Genomic DNA, 25,416 nt, shown 5'->3' with positions numbered 1-25,416 from the left:
ACACCGCGTCCGGTCCCCTGTTCTCCCCCGCCGGTCCACCGGACGTGATCACCCGATAGCGCAAGTCGGAGCAGGCGCTGTCGGGGAGCCCGTGCCCAGGAAGCCGAAGGTGGTGCTCTCCCCCGGCTTCACGGCCGCGTTCCACGCCAGGTTCTCGGCCGTGGCGGTGGTGCCGCTGGTGGTGATCCTCGCGCTCCACCGGGCCTCGACGCGCTGGCCCTCGTCGAGCTGCCAGGTGACCTTCCACCCGTTCGACGGCGCGTTCTCGGCGTGGCGCACGGTGATCTCGGCGTGGTACCCGCTGCCCCACCGGGCGACCACGCGCATGGTCGCGGTGCAGTCGCCCGGCGTGCTCTTGAAGTCGGGCAGCTCGTCGAGCGTGATCACGCCGGGGTCGTGGTAGACGCGGCGCACGAAGTCGAGCGGGTTGGTCACGCCGTCCTGGATGAACGAGCCGGACCAGGTGACGAACCAGCTCCACCGGGCCTCGTAGGCGCGCATCAGCTCGGGGTCCGGGATGGACCCCACCTCGCCCAGCGCGACGAGCTTGCGGTCGCCGCCCAGCTCGACCAGCCGCTCGTAGGGGCCGATGACCGGGCCGTGGTCGCCGACGGGCGGGTAGGAGTCCATGCTGACGACGTCCACCACGTCGTCGCCGGGGTACCACTCGGGCGCGATCGAGTTCCACACCCAGATCAGGTTGTGCAGGCCGTGGTGCCGCACCAGCCGGTCGTACACGATCCGGTAGAGCGCCTTGGCGGGCTCGGGGCCCTTGGCGCCCCACCAGAACCAGCCGCCCTCGGCCTCGTGCAGCGGTCGCCACAGCACCGGCACGTTCGCGTCGGCGAGCCTCTTGAGCTGCACGGCGATCGCGTCGATGTCGCGGATCAGCAGGCCGTGGTCGGTGGAGGCGGGGTCGGCGAGCGCGGCGGCCACGTCGAAGGTCGTCGCGTCGGTGTAGAAGCCGCGCCACCACTCCTTGCCGGGTTGGTCGATCAGGCCGGACGGCGCGTTCCAGTGCCAGGCCAGGGTGACGATGCCGCCTCGGGCGTCGTGGGCGATGGCGCGCTCGACGTCCTGGGAGGTGGTGCCGCGCTCGACGCGGCTCGGCGAGTAGTCCATCAGGTCGAGGCCGGCAATGGCCGGGGCCTTCCCGGTGTTCTGCTCGACCCAGTCGATGCTCGGCTGGTCCTGCTGGCCGGACAGCGTCTTCTCGCCGTAGTTGTCGACGAGGTAGCGCATCAGGCCCTTGGCCGCGGGGGTGGCGGACCGGTCGGTCAGGGCGCTGGTCACCTGGTGGGGTCCGCGCGGCGCGCTGGGCGTCACCCGGATCGCGTCGATCAGGTACCAGCCCCAGTTGTTCGTGATGGTGATCGTGTTGTCGCCCTCGCGCAGCAGCACCTTGCCGGCGGGGACGCTGGTGAACGTCGGGTTCTCCGGGAACGCGACGTCGCCGAGGCCGCTGCCGTTGAGCGACAGCGACGCCGTCTTCGGCCCGTACGGCGTGGCGTAGGAGATCGACAGGTCGTGCAGGCCGCCGGGGCTGTCCGGCACGGTGATGGTCACGTGGTCGGTCGCGGTGTCGAAGCCCGCGACGTAGCCGCGGCCGGAGAAGCCCGCCACGGTGGACTCGACGACCACGCCGGACAGCTCGCCGTCCTCGGCCTCGTGCGTGCCCGGCGCGGGCGGCGCGCTCGGCGTGAGGCGGATGGCGTCGACCAGGTACCAGCCCCAGCCGGTGCCGAAGGTGACGGTGTTGTCGCCCTCGACCAGCTGGAGCTTGGCGCCGGTCGCTTCGGTGAACCCGGCGCTCTCGGCGAGCGGCACCTCGCCCACCGGGCTGCCGTTGAGCGACAGCGCGGCGTTCTTCGGGCCGTGGGGCGCGGCGTAGCGGACGGTGAGGTCGTGCAGGCCGCCGGGGCTGTCCGGGACGGTGATGGTGACCGTGTCGGCGGCCTCGTCGAAGCCGGCCACGTAGCCGGCGCCGGAGAAGCCCTCGACGGTCGACTCCACGACCGTGCCGGAGAGGGTCCCGGCCTCGGCTTCGAGCCACGGTCCGGGGGCGGCACCCGCGGTCCAGGGCACCGCGAGCGTCGACACCGTCAACGAGGCGATCAGCAGCAACCTCACGTCGTCTTGTCCCTTCACCGCCGTTGGCAGGGCACGAACTTCTGGGAGCGCTCCCAGAGCATAGGCCGCGCGAGGCGATCGAGGAAGGAGCAGCTTCCCCGCGTCCCCGCGCGACTTCGGCCCCGACCTCGCTCACGCGGGGCGGGCGGGCGTGCTAGGTCGGCCGCACCACGTTCTTCCGCTACCTCGGCGACAAGCGGGAGGTCGTGTTCTCCGCCGAGCGGCTCGTCGTCGACGAGCCGACCGCGCGGCGCGGCGGGCTGCCGCCGACGGCGAGCACTACCGCGCCGACGAGCGGCTGCTGCGGGACGACCCCGAGCCGCGCGACCGGTCGAACCGGAAGCCCGCCGGGTTCGCCGGGATCTTCCGCGCCGGCCTGGAACTGGCCGGCGGTCCCGAGTCGGGCGGGCACGGCGGGGCATTCGCACTGGTGAGCGAATCCGGGGTGCGCAAGATCGCCCGAACGCCGGTTTTCGTCGGTGCCGTGGGATAGGTTCTCCCGTGCCATGCGACTGATCGGACGTGACCACCCGGCGGGACTGCTGCGCGCCGAGGTCGATCGTGTCACCCGCAGCCACGGCGGGCTGGTGCTCGTCGCGGGCGAGGCCGGGATCGGCAAGACGACCCTGGTGACCGACGCCGCCGAGCGGGCGCGGCAGCAGGGCGCGCTGGTGCTCGGCGGGACGTGCTGGGACTCCGACAGCGCACCCGGCTACTGGCCGTGGGTGCAGGTCCTGCGGGCGCTGCGCCGGGCCGTGCCGCCGGAGCAGTGGGCGGCCCTCGACGGCGGTCCGCCGGCGGTCCTGCTGGGCGAGGCGCACGCCGGCGTCGAGCACGCCGCCGACGCCTTCCCGCTCTACGACGCGGTCACGACGGCACTCGTCGCCGCGTCGCACCGCTGCCCGGTGGTGGTCGTGCTGGAGGACCTGCACTGGGCGGACGCCGCGTCGTTGCGGCTGTTGGAGTTCGCCGCGCGGCACACCTGGTTCGAGCGGCTGCTGGTGATCGGCACCTACCGCGACGCCGAGGTCGACGCCGCCGACCACCCGGTGCGCCCGCTGCTGACGCCGCTGCTGGGCCGGGCCACCACGGTGGCGCTGTCCGGCCTCGGCCCGGCGGAGGTGGGCGAGCTGATCGCGCGCACCGCGGGGCGCGTGCCCGAGCCCGACCTGGTCGACGAGGTGCACCGGCGCACCGGCGGCAACCCGTTCTTCGTGGAGCAGACCGCCCGCCTGTGGCACGGCGGCGGTCCGGTCACCGCCATCGCGCCGGGGGTGCGCGACGCCGTGCAGCGGCGGTTGTCCCTGCTCCCGGCGGAGGTGGGCGACCTGCTGGCGTCGGCCTCCGTGCTGGGGCGCGAGTTCCACCGGCGGGTCCTGGCGATGACCGCCGCGCTGCCCGCGCCCGCCGTGGACAAGCTGCTCGACCAGGCCGCGCAGGCCCGGCTGGTGCGCGGGCTGGGCGGCGGCCGGTTCTCCTTCGCCCACGACCTGGTGCGCGAGGCGCTGTACGACGGTCTGTCCGATGTGGACGAGCGGCACGCCGCCGTGGTGCGGGCGCTGGGCGCGGACCCGGCCGGTGGGCCGCTCGCCGACGAGGTGCTGCCCGCCGACCTGGCACGGCACGCGCACCTGGGCGCGGCGAGGCTGCCCGCCGACCGGGTGGTCGACGTGATCGTGGCCGCCGCGCGGCACGCGAGCAGCCGCATGACGCCGGAGGAGGCCGTCGGGCACTACCGGCGGGCGCTGGAGCACGCCGACGGCGTCCGGCGGCGCATCGCCGTCACCGTGGAGCTGGGGCACGAGCTGTTCCACTGCACCGAGCCGGCCGAGGCCGAGCGGTTGTACGAGCAGGCGGCGGAGGCGGCGCGCGGGTTGGACGACCCGGAGCCGCTGGCGCGGGTGGCGCTGGCCCTCCACCGGTTCGCCGAACCGGAGGGGTCGGCGCACGAGGTGCTGCGCGAGGCGTACGAGCGGTTCGTCGGGCCCGCGCCGGACCTGCCGGCCGAGGAGCTGGCGCGGGAGATCGCGGTGCGCACCACGGAGGCGGCGCGCACGGGCGGCGACGACGGCGCGCTGACCTCCGGCCTGTGGGCCGCGTACGACATGACGACGGGCATGGACCGCGCCGAGGAGCGGCTCGCGCTCACCGACGAGCTGATCGCCGTGTCGCGGCGCAGCGGTGACCACAGCGCCGAGCACTTCGGGACCTCGCTGCGCTGGGTGGCGCTGGCCGAGCTGGGCGACCCGCGCTACCTCGACCAACTGCACGCGTTCGTGGCGCTGTCCGACCGGTTCGGCCTGGCCCGGTTCCACTTCTCGGCGGCCATCGACCAGTGCATCGTGGCCACGTTCCGGGGGAGGTACGCCGAGGCGACCGCGATGCTCGCCAGGGCGGCCGACCTCGGCGCGGGCGGCCGGGTCGAGATCCGGTTGATGTACCTGCACCTGAAGTGGGCGCTGCTGCTGGCCCAGGGCCGGTTCGACGAGCTGGCCGCGCTGGAGCCGGACGTCGCGGCGAGCGCGCACCCGTGCCCGGGGGTGCTGGCGGGCATCACGGCGCTGGAGCGCGGCGACGTCGCCGCCGCCCGCGGACTCGTCCGGCCGGACGAGCGCCCCCAGCCCGGCATGGAACCGCTGTGGTTGCGCTTCCACGCGCAGTACGCGGTGGCGGCGGGCGACCGGGACCTGGCCGTCCGGGTCCGCGACCGGCTGGCGCCGCACCGCGGCAAGTGGCTGGTGTCCCTGTACGGGTGCGACCTGTCCGGCCCGGTGGACCTGTGGCTGGGCCTGCTGGACCGGTTCCTGGGCAGGCACGACGACGCGGTGCGCGAGCTGACCGCGGCCCGGCGGTCGGCCGAGCGGATGCACGCGCCGCCGTGGGCGGAGCGCGCCGACCGCCACCTGGCCGGCACCGGCCCCGCCGCGGCCGGCCACGAGTTCCGCCGCGACGGCGACGTCTGGTCGTTGTCCTACCGGGGCACGGCGGTCCGGGTGCCGGACGCCAAGGGGCTGCGCGACCTGCACGCGCTGCTGAGCCGGGCGGGTGACCCGGTGCCCGCCACGTCGCTGCTGGCGCCGGAAGCCGTCCCCTCCGCGCGGCTCGGCGGGGACCCGGTCCTGGACGACGAGGCCAAGGCGCGCTACCGGCGGCGCCTGGCCCAGCTGGACGAGGAGATCGACCGGGCGGCGGACGACGACCGCGCCGCCGCCCTGGACCGGGAGCGCGCGGCCCTGCTGGAGGAACTGCGCGCCGCCGCGGGCCTGGCCGGCCGCACCCGCCGGCTCGGCGACGACGCGGAACGCGCCCGCAAGGCCGTCACCGCCCGCATCCGCGACACCCTGCGCAAGCTCGACGCGCGCCACCCGGAACTCGCGGCCCACCTGCGGGAGACCGTCTCGACCGGCGCGACGTGCGTCTACTCGGGACGCGAGCGCTTCCGCCTCTGACGCGACACCGCCGGGCTACTCGCCGATCTTCACGGCCGACAGCAGGACCTCCGTCAGGCAGTCCACCGAGGCCCCGGCGGGCACGCCCTGCGCGGTGGTCGTCCAGTTGCGGTCGAGCACGAGCACGCGACCCCGCCCCGTGGCGTCCTCCTCCCGGAGGTTGTACAGGCCCGCCGCCTGCATCGTGTCCTGGGCGGTCTGGTGCACCATGCCGACCACGTCGGGCACCGTGCACGTCGAGGACGGGGCCGGGGCGACCGCCGTGGGCGCCGGGGCGGCGGCGCGCGTCCCGGGAACGGGCGTCACGGCGCTCGTCGTGGCGGCGGCCTCGGCCGCGGTCGTGTCGGCGGCGGGCCGGGCGGTCTGCGACGGCGAGCAGGCGGCGAGCAGGGCCGCGCCGGCGACGAGCACGGATAAGCGGATCTTCACGGTTCCTCCCGGAGTGCGTTCGACCCCCATGTCGCCCGACCGGTGCAGCGCGTTACGCCACGCGGGGGCGCCGGACCACCCCTCTGGAGCGCGGAGGCCCGCCGCGCCCCGCCCACGCGCGTGGGCGGGGCGCGGCGGGCCGGCACGTCACTTGCGGTTGTACAGGCGCATCGTCCACGCGCCGAACACGACGGTGAACACCACGCCGTACCCGAGCGTCCACAGCATCGCGCCGCTGTCGAAACCGCCCGCCATCAGCGAGCGCACCGCGTCCACCAGCTTCGTCACGGGGTTGACGTTGACGAACGCCTGGAGCCAGCCCGGCATCGTGGTCGGCATGACGTAGACGTTCGACAGGAACGTCAGCGGGAACAGCACGAGCATGCTCACGCCCATCACGGACTTCTCGCTGCGCAACAACAGGCCGAACGTCGTCCAGATCCACGAGAACGCGAACGAGAACGCCACCAGCACGGCCACGCCGAGCAGCACGCCCACGGCGCCGCCGCCGGGCCGGAACCCGAGCAGCAGGCCGACGACCATGATCGTCGCCGACGCCAGCACGTAGCGCAGCAGGTCGCCGAGGATGTAGCCGACCATCGGCGCGGGCCGCCAGATCGGCAGCGTGCGGAACCGGTCGAACACGCCCTTCTCGATGTCGGTGTTCACCGCGACGCCGGTGTACATGGTGATCATCACGACGCTGGTGACGGTGATGCCGGGCAGCAGGTACTGGATGTACTCCCCCGGCGAGCCCGCGAGGGCGCCGCCGAACAGGTAGGTGAACATCAGCGTCATCATGATCGGGAACGCGGTCACGTCGAACAGCTGCTCGGGCACGTGCTTGATCTTCAGCACGGCCCGCCAGCCGAACGTGAGCGACGCGGACAGCGCGCTGGGGCGCGGCGGCCTCTCGGTCTCGAGCAGCACCGCCGCCAGGTCCTCCGCCTTGGGCGCGGTCAGGAGCTGGGCTTCCTCGGTGACGGTCACGCCGCGGCCTCCTTCTTCTTGTTCTTGTCGGTCAGGGCCAGGAAGACCTCGTCCAGGCTGGGCTGGCCGAGGGAGAAGTTGTCGACGGTGATGCCCTCGCGGGCCAGCTGCCCCAGTGCCTCGGCGGCCTGCTCGGTGGCGCGGCCGGTGAGGCGGGCGGTGAGGGCGACGGGGTCGCCGTCGAGCAGCACCTCGGCGTCCAGGGCGCGGGTCAGCACCTCCTGGGCGCGGAGCCGCTGGTCGGCGTCGCGCAGCCGCAGGTGCACCGAGCCCACGCCGACGGACGCCTTCAGCTCGCCCTTGGTGCCCTCGGCGATGACCTTGCCGTGGTCGATCACCGCGATGCGGGACGCCAGCTGGTCGGCCTCGTCCAGGTACTGCGTGGTCAGCAGCACGGTGGTGCCGTGCGCGACGACCGCGCGGACGATGTCCCACACCTGGTTGCGGCTGCGCGGGTCGAGGCCCGTGGTGGGTTCGTCCAGGAACAGCAGCTTCGGGGTGTTGAGGATGCTGGCGGCGATGTCGAGCCTGCGCCGCATGCCGCCGGAGTAGTGCTTGACCTGCTTGGCCGCGGCCTCGGTGAGGCCGAACGCGTCGAGCATCTGCGCGGCACGGCGCCGGGCGTGCGCGCGGGGGTGGCCGAGCAGCCTGCCCAGCAGCACCAGGTTCTCGGTGCCGGTCAGGTCCTCGTCGACGGAGGCGTACTGGCCGGTGAGGCTGACCAGCTGCCGCACGGCGTCCGGGTCGGCGCGCACGTCGTGGCCGAACACCCGCGCCTCCCCGTCGTCGGGTCGCAGCAGGGTGGCCAGCAGGCGGACCGTCGTGGTCTTGCCCGCCCCGTTCGGGCCCAGCAGCCCGTACACCGTCCCGGCGGGCACGGTCAGGTCCACGCCGTCCACGGCGCGGGTGTCGCCGAACACCTTGACCAGGCCCGACGTTTCGATGGCGTTCATGGTCTTCCTTTCCCTAGGAGACGTACGGGCGGCGGCGGCGCGCGTCGCGCAGCGCCTCCGCCCACCAGGTGAGCTGGTCGAGCATGGCGTCGGCGGCACGCACGCGGTCCTCGGAGTCCAGCGGACGGCCGTCGCGCAGGTCCACGGCGACGGTGTCGCGCACCGTCGTGACGTGCAGCTCGGTGAAGACCGACCGGAGCTGCTCGACGGCGTGGAAGCCCGCGGTGCGGTAGCCGTAGGAGACGAGGCCCGCGGGTTTCGCGTGCCACTCGTCGTAGGCGAGGTCGATCGCCTGCTTGAGGGAGGCGGGGAAGCTGCGGTTGTACTCGGGCGTGACCACGACGAAGCCGTCGGCCCGCGCGACCTCGCCGGCGAACCTCCGCACCGGCGGGGTGGGCAGGCGCGGGTAGCGGGCCGGGAGGTCGTAGTCGACGAGGTCGACCAGGACCGGTTCGACGCCGGTCCTGAGGCCGGCGACGCCGGCGACCCAGCGCGCGATGTCGTCGCCGACGCGCCCCTCGCGGGTGCTGCCGACGACCACGGCGATGCGCAACGGCTGCATCCGGCACCTCCTCTCGTGGTGGAGGCGCGAGACGGCCCGCCAGATCGGATCTGGCGGGCCGTCGGGTGAGCCGGGTGTCGCCGCTAGATGCGGCAGGTGTCCAGGGAGCTGACCAGGATGGCGCGGGCGCCGACGCGCCACAGCTCGTCCATGATGAACGGCGCGTCGTCGCGCGGCACGAGGGAGCGCACGGCGACCCAGCCCTCGCGGGCCAGCGGCGAGACGGTGGGCGACTCGATGCCCGGCACGAGCTTGAACGCCTCCTCCTGGGCCTCGGCGGGGCAGTCGAAGTCGAGGATCACGTAGCGGCGGGCGATGAGCACGCCCTGGAGGCGGCGTTGCAGGATCTCGACGGCGCGCACGGCGCCCGGTGTCGCCTCGACCGACTCGTTCCGGATCAGGACGGCCTCGGACTTGAGGATCGGCGAGCCGAAGGTCTCCAGGCCGGAGGTCTTGAGGGTGATGCCGGTCTCGACGACGTCGGCGATCGCGTCGGCGACGCCCAGTTCGACGGCGGTCTCGACCGCACCGTCCAGCCGCACGAGGTGGGCATCGAGGCCCAGCTCGTCGAGGTGCTGCTTGACGAGGTTCGGGTAGCTCGTGGCGATCCGCTTGCCCTCCAGGCCGGCCGCGTCCTCGATGCCCCCCGGCTTCGACGCGAAGTAGAACCTGGCCCGGCCGAAGCCCAGCGCCAGGATCTCCTTCGCGGACACCGTGGAATCGAGCAGCAGATCGCGACCGGTGATGCCGACGTCCAACGACCCCTCGCCCACGTACACCGCGATGTCGCGGGGACGCAGGAAAAAGAACTGCACGTCATTTGCCGGGTCCGCCACGATCAGCTCACGGCCGGACCTGTTCACCCGGTAGCCCGCTTCGGCCAGCATTTGGGCCGCGGGAGCACTCAACGAACCCTTGTTGGGCAGGGCGAAGCGAAGAGGAGCCATGGCGGCAGTCTTCCACACGGGGACCCCGTTCCCCGTTCCGGGGATGCCGTCCGCGAGGGAGTATGCGCAGGTGTCCCACCGTGTGGAAAGAGCGCGGCAGGCGTGCCCCGGGGCCGTTCCCGGGACGTCGCCGGGTGAATTGCGCAATCACGTCGTGACGCGATCCACATCGCCGATTCGCCGGGCGTCCACCCGCGCCGGCAATGCCGCTCCACCTGATCGGGGGAACACGTTTCGTGTCGGTTGGTCCGTTCCGGTCCACATCGCCGCCGCGGGCCGGTGGACCGGAGAGAATGGCCGGGGAGGCGTGGTGGAGGTGGGTGACCGGATCACCAGGCGGCCGGGTGGGCGGTGGCCGGGGCGCGGGTGATCAGTTCGACCACCAGGTCGCGCGGGTGACCACCTCGAAGCCGAGCGAGTCGTAGAGCGGCAGGCCCTCGTCGGTCGCGGTGAGGGTGGCCGGCACGGGGTCGGCGAGCACGGCGTGCAGGAGCGCGCGGCCGACGCCGCGGGAGCGGTGCGCGGGCAGGGTGGCCAGCCAGTACACGCCGATCGCGTGGTCGGCCGCGACGGTGAGGCACGCGCCGGCCGGTTCGCCGTCGCGCCGCGCCAGGTGCAGCGCCACGCCCTCGGCGTCGAGCAGGCCGGCGGGCAGCGCGCCGCCGGGCGGGAAGCCGGTCAGCGGGAAGCCGTCGACGACGACCCGTTCGACGAGCGCGACGTCGGCCGGGGTGCGGGCGGGCACGACCTCCAGGGCGGGCGGCGGCACGGGCCGGGCGTGGCGGAGCATCACCGGCATGTGCTTGGCGGTCAGCCCGAGGCCGCCGCCGTCGACGGTGGAGAACGAGTCCTCGACCACGACCCGCGCCCGGGCCCGCTCGACCAGCAGGGCCAGTTCGGCGAGGTCGTCGGGGGCGGGGTCGGGCCGGCGCACCAGCACGCGCAGCAGGGGTTCCCCGTTCATCGCGAGGAACCCCGGCCGGGACACCAGCTCGTGCCCGCGGGCCCGTGCCAGCGCGGTGGTCAGGGCGGTGGCGTTGCGCACCGCCAGGTGCAGCGAGGCGGACATGGGCGGCACCCTATGCGGTGCCCCGACCGGTGATCGCCCCGGTTCCGACGTTCCCCGCCGGTGGCCGGTACAGGTCGTCGGCGCCGGGTGGTCAGCGCTCGGCGAGCAGCCGGTCGAACGGCACGAAGTCCTCACCGGACCGCTTCGCCGGCGCGGGCCGCCCGGTGAGCAGGTCGGCCAGCTCGCCCGCGGCGCGGTCGATGCGACCGGGCAGCCCTTCGGCGCCCCAGTCCGACGACGCGGCGTACACGCCGGTCGGCAGCACGATCGCCTTCAGGTGGGCGAACAGGGGCCGCATCGCGTGGTCGAGCACCAGCGAGTGCCGCTCGGAGCCGCCGGTCGCGCCGATGAGCACCGGCTTGCCCTCCAGCGAGCCCGGCTCCAGCACGTCCACGAAGGACTTGAACAGCCCGCTGTAGGAGGCGTTGAACGTCGGTGTGACCGCGATCAGCGCGTCGGCGTCCACCACCTCGGCCAGCGCGTCGCGCAGCCGCGCGCCCGGGAAGCCGGTGACCAGGTTGTCGGCCACGTCCCGGGCCAGGTCGCGCAGGTGCACGGTGCGCACCCGCGCGTCGGGCAGGAGCCGCTGGGCGGACGCGGCGAGCCGGCCGGTCAGCAGTTCGGTGGACGACGGGGAGCCGAGCCCCGCGTGCACCGCGGTGAGGGTGGTCATCGCACGTCCGCCTTCGCGCCGAGCAGGGACTGGTGGGTGGGCGCCTCGGGGACGTCGGCGGGGCGGCCGACGGCGAACTCGCGGCGCAGGGTGGGCAGGATCTCGCCGAGCAGGTCGAGCTGCTCCAGCACGGTCTTGAGCGGCAGGCCCGCGTGGTCGATCAGGAACAGCTGGCGCTGGTAGTCGCCGAAGTGCTCGCGGAAGGTCAGCGTCTTCTCGACGACCTGCTGCGGGCTGCCGACGGTCAGCGGCGTCTGGGAGGTGAACTCCTCCAGCGACGGGCCGTGGCCGTAGACGGGGGCGTTGTCGAAGTACGGCCGGAACTCGTCGACCGCGTCCTGCGAGTTGCGGCGCATGAACACCTGGCCGCCCAGGCCGACGATCGCCTGGTGCGCGGCGCCGTGGCCGTGGTGCTCGAAGCGCTCGCGGTAGAACGTGATCAGCCGCTGGAAGTGCTCCTTGGGCCAGAAGATGTGGTTGGCGAAGAAGCCGTCGCCGTAGTAGGCGGCCTGCTCGGCGATCTGCGGGCTGCGGATCGACCCGTGCCAGACGAACGGCGGCACGCCGTCGAGCGGGCGGGGCGTCGCGGTGAAGGACTGGAGCGGGGTGCGGTGCTTGCCCTCCCAGTCCACGACGTCCTCGCGCCACAGCCTGCGCAGCAGGGCGTAGTTCTCGATGGCGAGGTCGATGCCGTCGCGGATGTCCTTGCCGAACCACGGGTAGACCGGGCCGGTGTTGCCGCGACCCATGATCAGGTCCACCCGGCCGTCGGCCAGGTGCTGGAGCATGGCGTAGTCCTCGGCGATCTTCACCGGGTCGTTGGTGGTGATCAGCGTGGTGGCGGTGGAGAGGATCAGCTTCTCGGTCCGGGCCGCGATCCAGCCGAGCATGGTCGTCGGCGAGGAGGGCACGAACGGCGGGTTGTGGTGCTCGCCGGTCGCGAAGACGTCCAGGCCGACCTCCTCGGCCTTCAGCGCGATCGCGACCATGGCCTTGATGCGCTCGGCCTCGGTCGGCGTCCGCCCCGTCGTCGGGTCGGGCGTCACGTCGCCGACGGTGAAGACACCGAACTGCATGACCACCACTCCTCAAGTAGTTGCGCTTTCAACTAACCGGGTCAACGATACATCGTCGTCCGCTATTCCGTTCTTGCCGGGTGGCGCGGACCACGCCAAGGTGGTGTTCACACCGCCGCGCGAACGTCGTCCAGGGGGAAGCCACGGTGCACGAGCTGGTCCGGCGCGCCGCCGGGATCGTCCCGGTCCTGCGCGCGCACGCCGACTGGGGCGACCGGCACCGCCGTCTGCACGAGGAGTCGCTGGAGGCGATGGCCGACGCCGGCGTGCTGCGGATGCGCGTCGCCGGCGAGCACGGCGGCGCGGAGGCCGACCTGGCCACCGTCGTGCGGGTGATCGCCGAGCTGGCCCGCGGCGACGGCTCGGCGGCCTGGACGGCGGCCGTCTGGACCGTGTCGGCGTGGGTCGCGGGCCGGTTCCCCGAAGCCGTGCGCCACGAGGTCTTCGCCAAACCGGACGTGCGGATCACCGGCATCCTCAGCACCACCGCGACCGCCACCCCCGTGCCCGGCGGCGTGCTCGTCAACGGCCGCTGGGCGTTCACCACCGGCGCCCGGCACAGCGACTGGACCGTCGTCGCGGCCGTGCGCACCACCGGGCGGCCGGTCGTGCTGGCCGTCCCGACGGCCGACCTCACCGTGCTCGACGACTGGCACACCCCCGGCCTGCGCGCCACCGGCAGCGCCACCACCGTCGCCGACGGCGTGTTCGTGCCCCCCGAACGAGTGCTCGACCTGGCCCCGCTGCTCGACGGCGACCACACCGCCCCCACCCCGATGTTCCGCGCCCCCTACGCCGTCACCGCGTGCGCCACCGTCGGCGCGCCCGCCGCCGGCCTCGCCCGCGGAGCCGTCCAGGCGCACCCCGACGCGCCCCGGGCGCGCGAGGCCGCCGTGCTGGCCGACGAGGCCGAGTTCCACGTCCACCGCGCCGCCGACGCCGTCGACCGCACGTCCTCCACCACGCGGCCGTGGACCCCCGAGGACCGCACCCGCGTGCGCCGCGACCTCGGCGAGGCGTGCCTGCGCGCGAAGGACGCCGCCGACGTGCTCGGCACGGGCGACGAGGTCCTGCACCGGGTCCGGCGCGACGTGCACGCGCTGAACCTGCACGCCGTGCTCCACCCCCACGCGAGCCTGGAGCGGTACGGCGAAGTCCTCCAGAACGGCGTGTGACCGCCACCGCCGCGCGGCAGCGGCCGGCGTTCCGGCGGTGCGGACGCGGTCAGGGGATCGGCCACGCCCTGAAGTAGTAGCCGTCGTCGGCGGTGTACGGCAGGTCCCGGAAGGAGCAGCCCCCCGCCACGCCGCCCGCGTCCCGGTACGCCTGCACGCTCTGCTCGCACTCGTCGTACGCGGTGTGGGGACCGACCCAGGACCAGTCGGTCACAGCGGTGGCGACGTGCGCACCACCGAACAGGAGGGCCGCGCACATGCCCAGGACGCTGGAGGTTCTCCGCATGGGTACGAGGTTCCGGCGCACCACCTCCCACCCACAATCCGCCATCGGGCTGAGGACCGGCCGACCGCACGTCCGGCGCGGGGGTCACACCCCGCAGCGGTCACCGCCTCACACCCCCAGCACCGCCCACTGCGCCGTCGCGACCGCCACCAGCGTCCCGTCCGAGGCGTAGATCGAGGTCAGCGTGTTCGCCACCGGCCCCACCCGCTGCACCTGCAACGCGACCACCACGTGCGGCTCACCCGCCCTCGGCGCGGCGAGCACCTCCGCCGCCATCCTCGTCAACGCCATCGGCTCGTCCGTGGCCCAGCCCGCAGGGCAGTCCAGCACCGCCCACACCACCTCGGGCGAGTTCTCCACCGGCACCCACGGGCACGCCACCGCGTTCGGCCCCACCGGCCCCGGCGCCAGCAGCAGACCGCCCACGCTCTCCGGCCCGCACACGAAGCACGTCGGGTACGGGTGCTCCACCCGCCCCTCGAACGCCTCCGCCGCCCGGTCCGCCTCCAGCGCGCTCACCGGGGGCACCGCCGGGATCGTCTCGGCCGTGGTCGTCATCGTCGCGACCACCTCCTCGCCGAACACCAGCACCGCCTCGTCCGGCCCCGCCTCCAGCCGCATCGGCAGCTCCAGCGGCGCGGGCGCCACCAACGACACCACCGGCGTGCCCACGACCTCCACCGCCGTCGCCAGCAGGCCGCACGTGTAGCCGCCGTGGGCCGTCTCCGGCGCACCGCCGAACCGCGCCGGGACCAGCACTTCGCTCTCGGTGATCACACCCTGAAGTGCCCTCAACGGCGGCCGCTCACACCTGCGGACGGCCACTCGCGCGCGACCACCCGCGGGCGACCGCCTCCCGGCGGCCGCCCGCCCCGGCTCAGTCCCGCTCCACCAGGTGACCGACCACGTCCGGACCGGGGTGCGCGTGCCCCGAACCGTCCCGCCGCTCGTCCACCTCCGGCAACTCCACCGGCGACCCGTTGCGCGCCGCACCCGCCGGCCGCGGACCCACCCACGCCAGCACCAGCCCCGCCTCGCCCTTCAGGAACCGCTGCGCCCGCACACCACCGGTCGCCCGCCCCTTCGCCGGGTACACCGCGAACGGCGTCACCTTCACGCTCTGCCCCGACGACGTCACCACCATCGGCTCACCGTGCTCGTCGTCGTCCGTCCGGACCGCCCCGAAGAACACCACGTGCGCGTCCGGACCCAGGTTGATGCCCGCCATGCCGCCACCCCTGAGCCCCTGCGGGCGCACCAGCGACGCCGAGTACCGCAGCAACGACGCCTCCGACGACACGAACACCAGCGTCTCGTCCGAGTCGCCCAACCAGGTCGCGCCGACCACCTCGTCACCCTCCTTGAGGGTGATCACCTCGAACTCGTCCGACCTGACCGGCCACTCCGGCGAGCACACCTTCACCGTGCCCATCCGCGTGCCCAGCGCCAACCCCGGCGAATCACCGCCCACCAGCGGCGCGATGCCGACGACCCGCTCGCCCTTCTCCAGGTCCACCAACTCGCTCGCCGCCATGCCACCGCTCAGCGACAACGTGCCGCTCTGCTCCGGCAGCACCGGCAGCGGCAGCACGTCCGTCTTGAACGCCCGCCCCCGGTTCGTCACCAGCAGCACCTGCCCGCGCGCCGTCGTGTGCACCGTCGCCGCCACCGCGTCGTGCTTCACCCGACCCCGCCGGCGACGCGCCTCCGACGACTCCTCCGACTCCGCCGCCGTCCGCGCCACCAACCCCGTCGCCGACAGCACCACCTGGCACGGGTCGTCCGCGACCTCCAGCGGCCCGGCCGGCTTCGACGCCGCCAGCACCTCCTTCAGGTCGCCGTCCAGCAACGTCGTCCGCCGCTCCTGCGCCAGGTCCTTCGCGACCTGGTTCAACTCCTTCGACACCACCCGCCGCAGCACCGCCGGGTCGTCCAGGATCTTCGACAGCTCCGCGATCTCCGCGAGCAGCCGCTCCTGCTCCGCCTCCAGCTCCAGCGCGTCGTACCGGGTCAACCGGCGCAGCGGCGTGTCCAGGATGTAGTTCGCCTGGATCTCGCTCAGCTTGAACTTCGACATCAAGCCCTCGCGGGCCGCCGCCGCGTTCTCGCTGGCCCGGATCAGCCTGATCACCTTGTCGATGTCCAGCAGCGCCTTCAACAGGCCCTCGACCAGGTGCAACCGGTCCTCGCGCTTGCGCTTGCGGAACCGCGTGCGCCGCGTCACCACCTCGTACCGGTGCTGGAGGAACACCTCCAACAGCGCCTTCAGCCCCAACGTGCGCGGCTGCCCCTCCACCAGCACCAGGTTGTTGATGCCGAACGACTGCTCCATCGGCGTGAGCCGGTACAGGTCGGCGAGCAGCGCCTGCGGGTTCACGCCGACCTTGCACTCGATCACGACCCGGGTGCCGTTCTCCCGGTCGGTCAGGTCCTTCACGTCCGAGATGCCGGTGAGCCGCTTCGACTTGGTCACCTCGTCGGTGATCTTCTCGATGATCTTCTCGGGCCCGACCCCGTAGGGCAGCTCGGTGACCGTGATCGCCTGCCGCCCCCGGCTGCCCTCCAGCAACCCGGTCTCCACCTTCGCCCGCATCCGCACCACACCGCGCCCGGTCTCGTACGCCTTGCGCACCTCGTCCAGGCCCAGCAGCACCCCGCCCGTGGGCAGGTCGGGACCGGGGATGAAGGTCATCAACTCGTCCAGCGACGCGTCCGGGTGCGTCACCAGGTGCCGCGCGGCGGCCACGACCTCGCCCAGGTTGTGCGGGATCATGTTCGTCGCCATGCCGACCGCGATGCCCGACGTGCCGTTGACCAGCAGGTTCGGGAAGGCCGCGGGCAGGACCGAGGGTTCCTCCAGCGACCCGTCGTAGTTGGGCCTGAAGTCGACGGTCTCCTCGCCCAACTCCCCGACCAACAACATCGCGGCGGGTGACATGCGCGCCTCGGTGTTGTGGTTGACGAAGCCGCCCGCGAGGAACGAGTGGTCCTCCGACCTCACGCGCACCGAGTACACCTCGGCCGGCTCACACGCCTCGACCCCGGTCACCGCCTCGAAGCGGTAACCCGAGTCCATGATCGGCAGGATCGTGGCCAGGACCTCGGTGTCCTTGATCCGGTCGATGATCCGGAGCCGCTCGGTCTCCCACCGCTCGACACGGTCGAAGTCGTGCTGCGTCAGCCACTTCCGACCACTGCCGCGCCGGTCGAAGTCCAGCGCGCCGCGCACGTAGTCGGCCACGAACGGCACGCTGTCCGCGCTCAGGCGATGAGGTGACAGCGGCGAGCGGCGCAGCAGGCTCCGCAGCTCCGCCTGCTTCGTCTTGAGGAAGCCGACCCGCTCGGCGAACGCGCGGACGTCGCGGAGGCCGGACACCACGAGGCGGTGCTCCACCGACCCGTTGGACCTCGTGTACCGACGGTGGACGGCGATGACGCCGAACTCGGCGAGGAGTTCCTGCAGCTCCCCCGCGAGCCGAGCGCTGCACGTCGAGTACTGGATCGTGAAGCTGCCGTCCGCCGCGCGACAACCGCCGTCACCCTCGAACGCCGCCATCAGGAAAGCGCGCTTGACGCCCCAGCCGCCGTTCCACACGAATTCCGGGACGAACTTGTCCCGCGCCTGGTGCCCGACGAACTCCACCAGCGGGCTGGCACGGAACGCCGCCATGCCGCCCTCACACTCCGGGACATCGAGCTCGTGGATGAGTTTCCCATCCCGCGGCGTCCGCCCCTCCGACACGTACCGCCGCCCGCCGACCACCTGGTCGTACGCGTGGAGGACCTCTGTGAAGAAGTGTTCATCGGTATTGTTGAAGCCGGCGCGGTTCTCGCTCGCGAAACCCCCCGAGACCCAAGCCCCGGCGAGCACACCGAGCACGTACTCACGCGCGGTCGGGGTCACCTGCGACCAGGCGTTGCGGGCCACGGCCACAACCGCACCCCGTTGCAATTCGTCCAAACGGCGCCACTGGAGCAGGGGCACGCCCATCGGTGCTTCCAGGCACAGGACCAGGTGGTTCTCGCTGCCGCGCAGCGAGAAACCCGATGTGGTCGTCATCCGGACGGTCGGGTGGACACCCGAGTTGAACACCTTGTCGACCTGGACCGCTTTGCCGTCCTTGTCGAGGACTTCGAAATCCGCGTCGGCCTCGGAATCGGCGGCCAGGTCCACCACATCGGCGATGCGCGGGCTCGACCCGTCGGCAAGGCGAATCCGCGTGTCGCCGACAACGCAATAACGACTCGCCGCCGGTCCGTCGTCCGGACTTCCGAAGTTGCCATGCCCATCGACCAGCGGCGCGTTCAAGGAAAAGTCCTGGGCGAGCCTCACCATCGCATCGTAAATGGCGGTGTCGCCGTGTGGATGGTATTTGCCCATCACATCACCCACGACCCGCGACGACTTCACGTAGGGGCTGTTGGGCCGGTAGCCCTGCTCGTTCATCGAGAAGAGGATGCGCCGGTGCACGGGCTTGAGGCCGTCGCGCGCGTCCGGGAGGGCGCGGGAGTGGATGACCGAGTAGGCGTACTCCAGGTACGAGTCCTCGATCTCGGTCGTCAGGGAGTTGTCGAAGACCTTCGCGCCCGCGTTGTCGAAGGCGGACGGGTCGACCCTCGTCACCGGGGTCCTGCGGCGTGCCATGGTCGGTCGTTCCCTCGTGTTCAGACGTCGATCGCGGACTGGTCGACCCGGGCGGCCGATTCGACGAGCCACGCCCGGCGCGGCTCGACCTTCTCCCCCATCAGCAGCTCCAGCGCGGCTTCCGCGGCCTCCGCGTCGTGCATGGTGATGCGGCGCACCGACCGGGTGGCCGGGTTCATCGTGGTCTCCCACAGCTCGTCGGCGTCCATCTCGCCGAGGCCCTTGAACCGGGGCACCGGTTTGACGACGGTCTTGCCGGCCTTCTCCAGGCGGGCGACCTTCTGCTCCATCTCGCGCTGCGTGAAGGTGAAGTGGGTCTCCGGGTTGCGCCCCTTGGTCACCACCTTGTGCAGGGGGGGCATGGCCGCGTAGAGCCGCCCGTCCTCGATGACGGGCCGCATGTACTTGGCGAACAGCGTGATGAGCAGGGTGCGGATGTGCGAGCCGTCGACGTCCGCGTCGGCCATGAGGATGACGCGGCCGTAGCGCATGGTCGACAGGTCGAAGGTGCGGCCGGTGCCGGCGCCGAGGACCTGGACGATGGAGGCGATCTCGGCGTTGCGCAGGGTGTCCGCGAGGCTGGCCTTCTGCACGTTGAGGATCTTGCCGCGCAGGGGCAGGAGTGCCTGGTACTCGGAGACGCGGGCCATGCGGGCGCTGTTGTGGACGAAGACGCCGGCTTCGAGCGCGAAGTTGTGGTAGCCGTCGACGGTGAGGTCGTACACGTCGGCCGTCTCGGCCAGTGGCTCGACGGCGGTGACGGTGTGGTTGATCCGGCTCGCCGCTTCACGAAGCCGGTGGAGGTCTCCGTCGAACCCTGCGAGCAGCCGGTCGAACCGCAAGCCGGTACGGGCGTTGACCCGGCGGTCGGACTCGTATGCGGCGGCGAGTTCGGTGTCGGTCATCGTCAGGAACGGGCGCAGGCGCTTGAGCGCGGCGAGGCGCCTGCCATCGCGCTGCCGGGCAACGCGGTCGGCCTTGGGCACGCTGTCGACGTAGTTGCGCCGACCTGCCTGGACGGCCGCGAGGTGACCCGTGCCGGGGTCGAGCAGGCGGGCGGTCATCCGGGCCGAGTGCTGCCTGCCGAATTCGGGGTTGTCCCGGTGCCATGCGGCGACCGCGGCGCGCTGCCGTTCCCGTTCGGCCGGATCGGCGAACTGCTCGGTCGTCGCCCGGGAACGCCAGGCGCGCAGGTCCTCGTCCTGCCACTGTGCCAGTGATCGCTCGCGCCACTCCTCACGCCGAGCGGGGTCGGCGAAGAACGCCCTGACCCGTTCGGCCGCACGGGCGCGGTGCTCGGGATCGGCCCAGTAGGCGGCCTGCCGCTCGCGCATGCGCTCGGCGTACTCGGCGCGCTCGTCATCGGTCAACGAGCCGTACCAGTCCTGGAAACCCTGCTCGATGCGCTGCCGGAATTCGGGGTCGGCGTTGAGCGCTGCGAGCCTGGCGAGGCAGGACTGGCGGAAGTCCGGGTCGCGCCACTGGGACGAGAGCATCGCCGACTTGAATTCGAGTCCGCCGTCGGCCAGCCACGCTCGGTAGCCGGCGTGGACGTGCTCGCCCATCATCGCCGCGTGCAGGGCGGAGTGGTCTTCCCAGGTCATGCGCCGCAGGTTGCGGGGGTCGTTGTTGCGCTTGTCCACGTCGACGTGGTGGCGGACCGTGCCGTTGTCCGCGCTGTCGAGGCCGTGGCGCAGGTTGTGGGCATCCGCGAGGTAGTGGGTGTAGACCCACTCCTGGCGGTCGTTCATCCAGACCCGCTCGTAGCCATCGAGCTTGTCGCCGGCCGACTTGGCCGAGACCGAGCGGTACAGGGGCATCAGGGAGTCGCCGGCGCCCAATTGATCGGCTCGTCGGTAGGAGCCGTCGCGGAGCCGGAACAGGTGGTCCGGAGTGCAGCGGACCGATTCGCCGCTGTCCAGGGTGACCTGGACGATCGGGGCATCGCGCTTGGTCATCCGTGGTTCGACCAGGGGCGCGATGACGACCCGACCTGCCTTGTTGGTGGTGTAGCCGAAGTGCGTGACGCCGCGTTCCCAATCGGCCGCGAGATCGGCGAAGCTCATGGCTCGCCCGGAGGCCAGCGCGACGAGGGTGTCGCCGGTGAAGCAGCCGAGGGCGCTGTCGCCTTCCACGAGGAACAGTTCGCTTCGCGAAACACCCGTGGAGCGGCAGTCGACCAGCTTGGGCGGCATCGCGGCGCCTTCGAGGGCGGTCTTGCGGCGGGCCGCGTCCTTCTGCTGCTTCTGCGTCAGGCGGACGCGGGAGGCGTCGACGACCTTCTGCAGGACGATCTTGGCCTCGCCCTTGGTGCGGCGGTCCTCGGTCCACGCCTTGAGGTGCTTCTCGACGATGCCGAGGGTGACGCGGGTGATGCCGGCGGTGGACAGCTCGTCCTTGGTCTGCGAGGTGAACTGCGGTTCGGGGATGCGGACGTGGACGACGGCGGTCATGCCCTCGAGGACGTCGTCGAGGGTGGGCGGGTCCTCCTTGGGCTTGAGGAGGCCCCTGGTGCGGCCGATGGCGTCCTGGACGGCCTTGAGGACGGCGCGCTCGAAGCCCCGGCGGTGGGTGCCGCCGTGGACGTTGCGGATGGTGTTGGTGAAGCACTCGACGGTGCGTTCGTAGCCTGTGCCCCAGCGCAGGGCGATCTCGACCTCGGCGTGGCGCTCGACCTTGGAGCGCATGACGCCGTTCTCGTCGGCGGCGTTCTCGTGGTAGACGCCGGTGCCGTTGACGAGCAGGGTGCCGGAGACGGGCTTGTCGTTCGCGGGGGCGAGGAAGTCGACCATGTCGGCGAGGCCGCCGGGGAAGTGGAAGGTCTCCTCGGTCCTGGTCTCGCCGGTGTGGTCGCGCAGGACGTAGGTGACGCCGGGGACGAGGAAGGCGGTGTTGCGGAGCTTGGCGCGGACGGCGTCGACGTCGAGCCTGGCGCCGTTCTCGAAGTAGCGGGCGTCGTACCAGTAGCGGGTGGACGTGCCGGTCTTCCTCGTCCGGCCGGTGACGCGGAGGCCGGATCCGCGGGTGAACGGCGCGTCGGGGCCGGGGCCGTCGAAGACGCCGGGCACGCCGTGGGCGAACGACATCTCGTGGGTCTTGCCCTCGCGGCGGACGACGACGTCGTAGCGGAGGGAGAGGGCGTTGACGGCGGAGGCGCCGACGCCGTGCAGGCCGCCGGAGGTCTTGTAGCCGGAGCCGCCGAACTTGCCGCCGGCGTGCAGGCGGGTGAGGACGAGTTCGACGCCGGAGAGGCCGGACTTGGCGTGGGTGCCGGTGGGGATGCCGCGGCCGTCGTCGTCGACCTGGACGCTGGTGTCCGGGTGGAGGGTGACGACGATCCTGGTGGCGTGGCCGGCGACGCCCTCGTCGGTGGAGTTGTCGACCACCTCGGTGAACAGGTGGTTGATGCCCCTGCTGTCGGTGGAGCCGATGTACATGCCGGGCCGCTTGCGAACCGCTTCCAGACCTTCGAGGTGGGTCAGGTCGTCGGCCCCGTACAGGATCTCAGCGGTCACCGGGTCGTTCTCCCCAGGTCGTGGCGTGCGTGGAGCGGTTCACGGTAGTGGAGGGTAACCGCCGGGTCCGACATTCTTCGGCCGACCGACGCGGAATGGTCCGGTTCGCCGTTCGAATGCCTGTTCGGACACGGTTCGTGGGCGTCCGGTCACGCAGTGCGAGTGGTCCGGCTCACTTCCGGGCCCGGTCGGCAGTCCACTGTGGACGAGTGCGCGGGGTGAGCTGCCAGGGCCGGCCTCACCCGTTCCGGGTAGGGTGCGGGGTCTCGGTCGAGTACTGCCTGGAGGGCGCCCGAATGTTCCGACGTGCCGCGCCGAAGGAGACGCCCCCGCCGGTGGAGCAGGGGGTCGAACCGGAGTTCGAGCCGGTGGCGGTGCCCGTGAGCACACCCCCTCCCCCGCCGCCGGCGCAGTTCTCGGCGGTGTTCGCGGGTGCGGCGCTGGTGGTGGGGCCGCCCGGTGGGGCGGGTCAGCAGGCGTTGGCGCTGGGGCGGGGCCTGCCGGTGGACCGGGGGCGCACGGTGGTCGTGGTCGACCCGCCGCACGGTGACGAGGCGGGGTTCTGGCCGGCGGTGGCGGCGGCGTTGCAGGGCCGGGGTCCGGTGCGGTTGATGACGTCGCACTCGGGGTCGATGCGGCCGACGGCTCCCGCGCAGTGGCTGGCGGAGCAGTTGCAGACCGAGGTGGTGGCGCCGGACGGCGCGGTGACGACGGTGCCGGGTGCGGCGTTCGTCGCGGGCGCGGGCGGGTACGGGTGCTGGCTGCGGTTCCTGCCGGGCGCGTCGCCGGTGCCGATGGGCAGGCGGTTCCCGGTCCCGCAGTGGGAGGCGGTGGACCCGAACGCACCGTGGCCGACGGGCGAGGTGGGGGTGTCGGAGCCGATTCCGGCGGGGTTGTGGCTGCGGGCCCAGCGGGTGCCGTTCGAACCGGGTTCGCCGGACTCGCGGGCCGTGGTGGGGTTGCCGTGCCGGGACAACGTGCTGACGGTCGTGGTGGGCGGGCCGGGTCAGCCGCCGATCCCGACCGAGGAGGTGTGCCGGCTGCTGGGCGGGTTGTCGTCGGCGGCGCGGTCGCGGGTGCGGCTGGTGTGGTACGGCGGCGACCACCAGGGCCAGGCGGTGGCGGACGAGCTGGGCGAGCCGGTGTCGCTGTACACGGGTCTGCCGGTGGGCGCGCTGCGGACCGGTGCGGCGGTGGTGGCGGTGAACCCGCGCGGCCAGCAGACGTGGCGGCCGTACGTGACGGAGGTGCGGTACGCGCCGGCCGGCCGGCCGGTGGTGGCGGGGTACCGGCCGCCGGTGCCGGGGATGGTGGAGCGTGGTCCGGGGGTGTTCGACCTGGGTGGCGGGGTGTACCTGGAGGTCGTGCCGTCGGGGTTGTGGGTGCGGGACGCGGAGGACATCAGCGCCGAGGTGCGGGCGTTGCCGGTGGACCCGGAGTGGGCGCGGTTGACGGTGGGCACGCCGGGGCGCACGACGGCGGGCGCGGTGGCGGTGGCGGGCGCGTCGCTGGTGGAGCGGTTGGAGCCGGAGGTGCGCAGGCTGTTGAGGGTGGTGTTCTGCGACCCGACGCCGCTGCCCCGGCCGCCGGTGGCCGAGGAGGAGCCGGCGCCGGTGGCGCCCGACGAGCCGGTGCCGCTGAGCGTGGACGGGCCGCTGGGCACGTCCCCCGCGCCGGTGTGGGGCGAGCGGCCGGGCGACGAGGTCGTGCCGGTGGAGCACCGCAGCACCGAGCAGGAGCGGGACGCGCTGCGGCGGATGCTGGGCGAGCGGTACGGGGAGCACGCGGCGGTGGCGTGCCGGCACATCGCGGAGCGGCCGGAGGACGCGGAGGCGTTCGAGGCGGTGGTGACGGACCTGGCGGCGGTGTCGGCGTGCCTCCAGCAGGACGAGGAGATCGTCACCGAGGCGTTGCGGCTGGGCCGGTTGGGTCGGTTGTGGCCGTACGCGGCGGGCGTGGTGTCGGGGTTGCGGCGGCTGCCGGTGCACCAGGGCGTGACGATCTGCTGGGGTGAGGCGCAGCGGTACCGGACGGGTGACGTGCTGGTGGAGCACGGGTTGTTGAGCACGGTGGCGGGGCCGGTGGTGCCGGTCGACGGGCGGGTGGAGTTCCTGCTGTGGTCCGTGACGGGGCGGCGGGTGTCGGTGGTGGACTCGTTCGGCAGCCTGGTGCAGGAACGCGTGGTGTTCGCGCCGGGCACGGCGTTCAAGGTGCTGGCGGTGGCGGAGGCGGAGGAGTCCGCGCCGATGCAGGTGATGCTCCAGGAGGTGGTGGGCAAGCACCACGAGCTGCCGTCGGGCGTGCTGGGCGCGCTGGAGCGGGCGGCGGTGGCGTTGCGCAACCAGGCGCGCGCGCACGCCTGAACGTGGAACTCGGAGGTCCTGGACGTACGACTCGCGGGGCCTGGACGTACGACTCGCGGGTGGGGGTTCGGTCAGTAGGGGTGGGAGCGGGCGGCGTGGTGGTCGGCCGGGGGACCGGCCGCTGCGGGGTGGGAGATGCGGCTCGGGTCGCCGTCCGAGGTGTAGCGGGCGGTCGGGGTGGCGGCCAGCTTGTCCAGCCAGGCGGTGGAGCCGTACTCGGCCTCCTGGCCCGTGGCGTCCTGGGAGCGGATGCGCGGGGTGGCCAGGGGGTTGAAGTCGGGGGCGAACGGGGACGGGGCCGGGTTCGAGCCCACCAGCAGCACGCAGGCGTGGTCGTAGGAGGCGCCGTCGAAGGCGCCGCGCGCGGCCAGGGCGGCGTTCGCGGGGGCGGCGCCGAAGGGCAGGGCGAGGCTGGTCACGACGAGGTCGGGGACGGCGCGCTGGATCTCGCGCTGGCCGAGGGCGATGGCCTCCTGCACGCCGGTGTCGTCGGCGCCGGCGAGGTTGGTGTGGGTTTGGGTGTGGTTGCCGATCTCGAATCCGTGGTCGCGCAGCCACGGCAGGACCCCACCGCCGTCGGGTGAGCCGAACGGCGCGGCGTTGACGTAGAGGCTCGCCACGGGGCGGAAGCCGGGGTTGCGGGCGGCGACGTCGAGGAGGGTGGCCACGGCGGTGCCGGGCACGGGCCGCCCGTCCGGGCCGAGGGCGAACTGGGTGGGGTCGCCGTCGTCGAACGTCAGCACGACGGGGTGCTTGCCGGCCGGGATGTCGATCCTGCCGGTGGCGTACTCGGTGGTGGTGACCGACACGTAGCCCTCGGCGGCCAGCCGTTCGAGCTCCGCGCGGAACGCCGCCGGCGTGCGGTCGTAGACCGAGGTGGGCTGGTCGGTGAGCCGGTGGTACATCAGCACGGGCACCTGGCCCAGCTCGTTGGCGCCCACCGAGGCCGGGTCGGGCGCCGACGGCGAGGGCGTCGGGGGCTGGGCCGCAGTGGCGGGCGCGGGCGGTGCGAGCTGCGCGGGCGCCTGGTCCGCGTCCTGGCCGCAGGCGGCGCACAGGACGGCGGTGAGGACGAGCGCGACCTTCTTCGACGACGTGTTCACGCCCTGATCGTCGCGCCGATCCGACCGGCGCGATCGGGTGTACACACCTTC

17 protein-coding genes and 3 pseudogenes are annotated in these 25,416 nt (G+C 72.9%); 3 read left to right on the top strand and 17 right to left on the bottom strand.

What is annotated here, in order from left to right:
* Window positions 1-48: 48 nt before the first annotated feature.
* Entirely contained in the window at window positions 49-2,130 is a 2,082-nt protein-coding gene (locus CKY47_RS21905; RefSeq protein ID WP_306747808.1) for a glycosyl hydrolase, read from the bottom strand.
* Window positions 2,131-2,311: 181 nt separating this feature from the next.
* On the bottom strand, window positions 2,312-2,638 hold the full coding sequence (locus CKY47_RS21900) for a hypothetical protein (RefSeq protein WP_306747807.1): 327 nt from the start codon (window positions 2,636-2,638) through the stop codon (window positions 2,312-2,314).
* On the opposite strand from CKY47_RS21900, the gene CKY47_RS21895 reads away from it, so the two are divergent.
* The gene (locus tag CKY47_RS21895; RefSeq protein ID WP_306747805.1) at window positions 2,637-5,579 is read left to right on the top strand and encodes an ATP-binding protein; all 2,943 of its coding nucleotides are present in this window, start codon (window positions 2,637-2,639) and stop codon (window positions 5,577-5,579) included. The two genes, CKY47_RS21900 and CKY47_RS21895, sit on opposite strands and share 2 nt — an antisense overlap.
* A gap of 15 nt (window positions 5,580-5,594) precedes the next feature.
* On the opposite strand, the gene CKY47_RS21890 is transcribed toward CKY47_RS21895, so the two are convergent.
* The 8 genes from CKY47_RS21890 to CKY47_RS21855 form a co-directional block, all read right to left on the bottom strand.
* A complete protein-coding gene (locus CKY47_RS21890; RefSeq protein WP_306747803.1) occupies window positions 5,595-6,008 on the bottom strand; it encodes a PASTA domain-containing protein in 414 nt (137 codons plus the stop codon).
* Between the two features lie 147 nt (window positions 6,009-6,155).
* On the bottom strand, window positions 6,156-6,998 hold the full coding sequence (locus tag CKY47_RS21885; protein ID WP_371320719.1) for an ABC transporter permease: 843 nt from the start codon (window positions 6,996-6,998) through the stop codon (window positions 6,156-6,158).
* Window positions 6,995-7,951 carry an ATP-binding cassette domain-containing protein gene (locus CKY47_RS21880; protein ID WP_306747802.1) on the bottom strand — a complete coding sequence of 319 codons (957 nt, stop codon included), beginning with the start codon at window positions 7,949-7,951 and terminating at the stop codon, window positions 6,995-6,997. Before CKY47_RS21880 ends, CKY47_RS21885 begins: the two co-directional genes overlap by 4 nt.
* Window positions 7,952-7,964: 13 nt before the next feature.
* Window positions 7,965-8,513, bottom strand: a complete 549-nt coding sequence (locus CKY47_RS21875; RefSeq protein ID WP_306747801.1) for an NADPH-dependent FMN reductase — start codon at window positions 8,511-8,513, stop codon at window positions 7,965-7,967.
* 83 nt (window positions 8,514-8,596) lie between these two features.
* Window positions 8,597-9,460, bottom strand: coding sequence for an ATP phosphoribosyltransferase (gene hisG, locus CKY47_RS21870; RefSeq protein ID WP_306747800.1), 864 nt, complete (start codon window positions 9,458-9,460; stop codon window positions 8,597-8,599).
* A 370-nt stretch (window positions 9,461-9,830) separates the two neighbouring features.
* A complete protein-coding gene (locus CKY47_RS21865; protein WP_306747799.1) occupies window positions 9,831-10,529 on the bottom strand; it encodes a GNAT family N-acetyltransferase in 699 nt (232 codons plus the stop codon).
* A 91-nt stretch (window positions 10,530-10,620) separates the two neighbouring features.
* A complete protein-coding gene (locus CKY47_RS21860) occupies window positions 10,621-11,202 on the bottom strand; it encodes an FMN reductase (RefSeq protein WP_306747798.1) in 582 nt (193 codons plus the stop codon).
* The gene (locus tag CKY47_RS21855; protein ID WP_306747797.1) at window positions 11,199-12,278 is read right to left on the bottom strand and encodes an LLM class flavin-dependent oxidoreductase; all 1,080 of its coding nucleotides are present in this window, start codon (window positions 12,276-12,278) and stop codon (window positions 11,199-11,201) included. The genes CKY47_RS21860 and CKY47_RS21855 overlap by 4 nt, the downstream gene beginning before the upstream one ends.
* A 146-nt stretch (window positions 12,279-12,424) precedes the next feature.
* Here CKY47_RS21855 and CKY47_RS21850 point away from each other — a divergent pair, with 146 nt between their 5' ends.
* Window positions 12,425-13,453 carry an acyl-CoA dehydrogenase family protein gene (locus CKY47_RS21850; protein ID WP_306747796.1) on the top strand — a complete coding sequence of 343 codons (1,029 nt, stop codon included), beginning with the start codon at window positions 12,425-12,427 and terminating at the stop codon, window positions 13,451-13,453.
* 49 nt (window positions 13,454-13,502) lie between these two features.
* Here CKY47_RS21850 and CKY47_RS21845 read toward each other — a convergent pair whose 3' ends face one another.
* From CKY47_RS21845 to CKY47_RS36940, 6 genes and pseudogenes are all read right to left on the bottom strand, one after another.
* Window positions 13,503-13,739 (bottom strand): hypothetical protein, encoded by a 237-nt coding sequence (locus tag CKY47_RS21845; RefSeq protein WP_306747794.1) that lies wholly within the window; start codon window positions 13,737-13,739, stop codon window positions 13,503-13,505.
* Between the two features lie 108 nt (window positions 13,740-13,847).
* Window positions 13,848-14,516 (bottom strand): hypothetical protein, encoded by a 669-nt coding sequence (locus CKY47_RS21840; protein WP_306747792.1) that lies wholly within the window; start codon window positions 14,514-14,516, stop codon window positions 13,848-13,850.
* 100 nt (window positions 14,517-14,616) lie between these two features.
* Window positions 14,617-18,384 carry a DNA gyrase subunit A gene (locus tag CKY47_RS21835; RefSeq protein ID WP_371320718.1) on the bottom strand — a complete coding sequence of 1,256 codons (3,768 nt, stop codon included), beginning with the start codon at window positions 18,382-18,384 and terminating at the stop codon, window positions 14,617-14,619.
* Window positions 18,385-18,404: 20 nt separating this feature from the next.
* Window positions 18,405-19,046 (bottom strand): annotated as a pseudogene (locus CKY47_RS21830) (toprim domain-containing protein); the annotation flags it as partial.
* A gap of 3 nt (window positions 19,047-19,049) precedes the next feature.
* Window positions 19,050-20,519: pseudogene (locus CKY47_RS36945) on the bottom strand (Hint domain-containing protein); the annotation flags it as partial.
* Window positions 20,496-21,899: pseudogene (locus CKY47_RS36940) on the bottom strand (ATP-binding protein); the annotation flags it as partial. The pseudogenes CKY47_RS36940 and CKY47_RS36945, both read right to left, overlap by 24 nt.
* 296 nt (window positions 21,900-22,195) lie before the next feature.
* Between CKY47_RS36940 and CKY47_RS21820 the strand changes: the two are divergent.
* Window positions 22,196-24,262 (top strand): hypothetical protein, encoded by a 2,067-nt coding sequence (locus tag CKY47_RS21820; RefSeq protein WP_306747791.1) that lies wholly within the window; start codon window positions 22,196-22,198, stop codon window positions 24,260-24,262.
* Between the two features lie 71 nt (window positions 24,263-24,333).
* Here CKY47_RS21820 and CKY47_RS21815 read toward each other — a convergent pair whose 3' ends face one another.
* Window positions 24,334-25,365, bottom strand: coding sequence for a polysaccharide deacetylase family protein (locus CKY47_RS21815; protein WP_306747790.1), 1,032 nt, complete (start codon window positions 25,363-25,365; stop codon window positions 24,334-24,336).
* Between the last annotated feature and the right edge of the window lie 51 nt (window positions 25,366-25,416).

Source organism: Saccharothrix longispora (genome assembly GCF_030852425.1).
GTDB lineage: Bacteria > Actinomycetota > Actinomycetes > Mycobacteriales > Pseudonocardiaceae > Actinosynnema > Actinosynnema longispora.
Note: the sequence above shows the minus strand (reverse complement) of the source record. Positions and strands in the feature narration are given on the sequence as shown.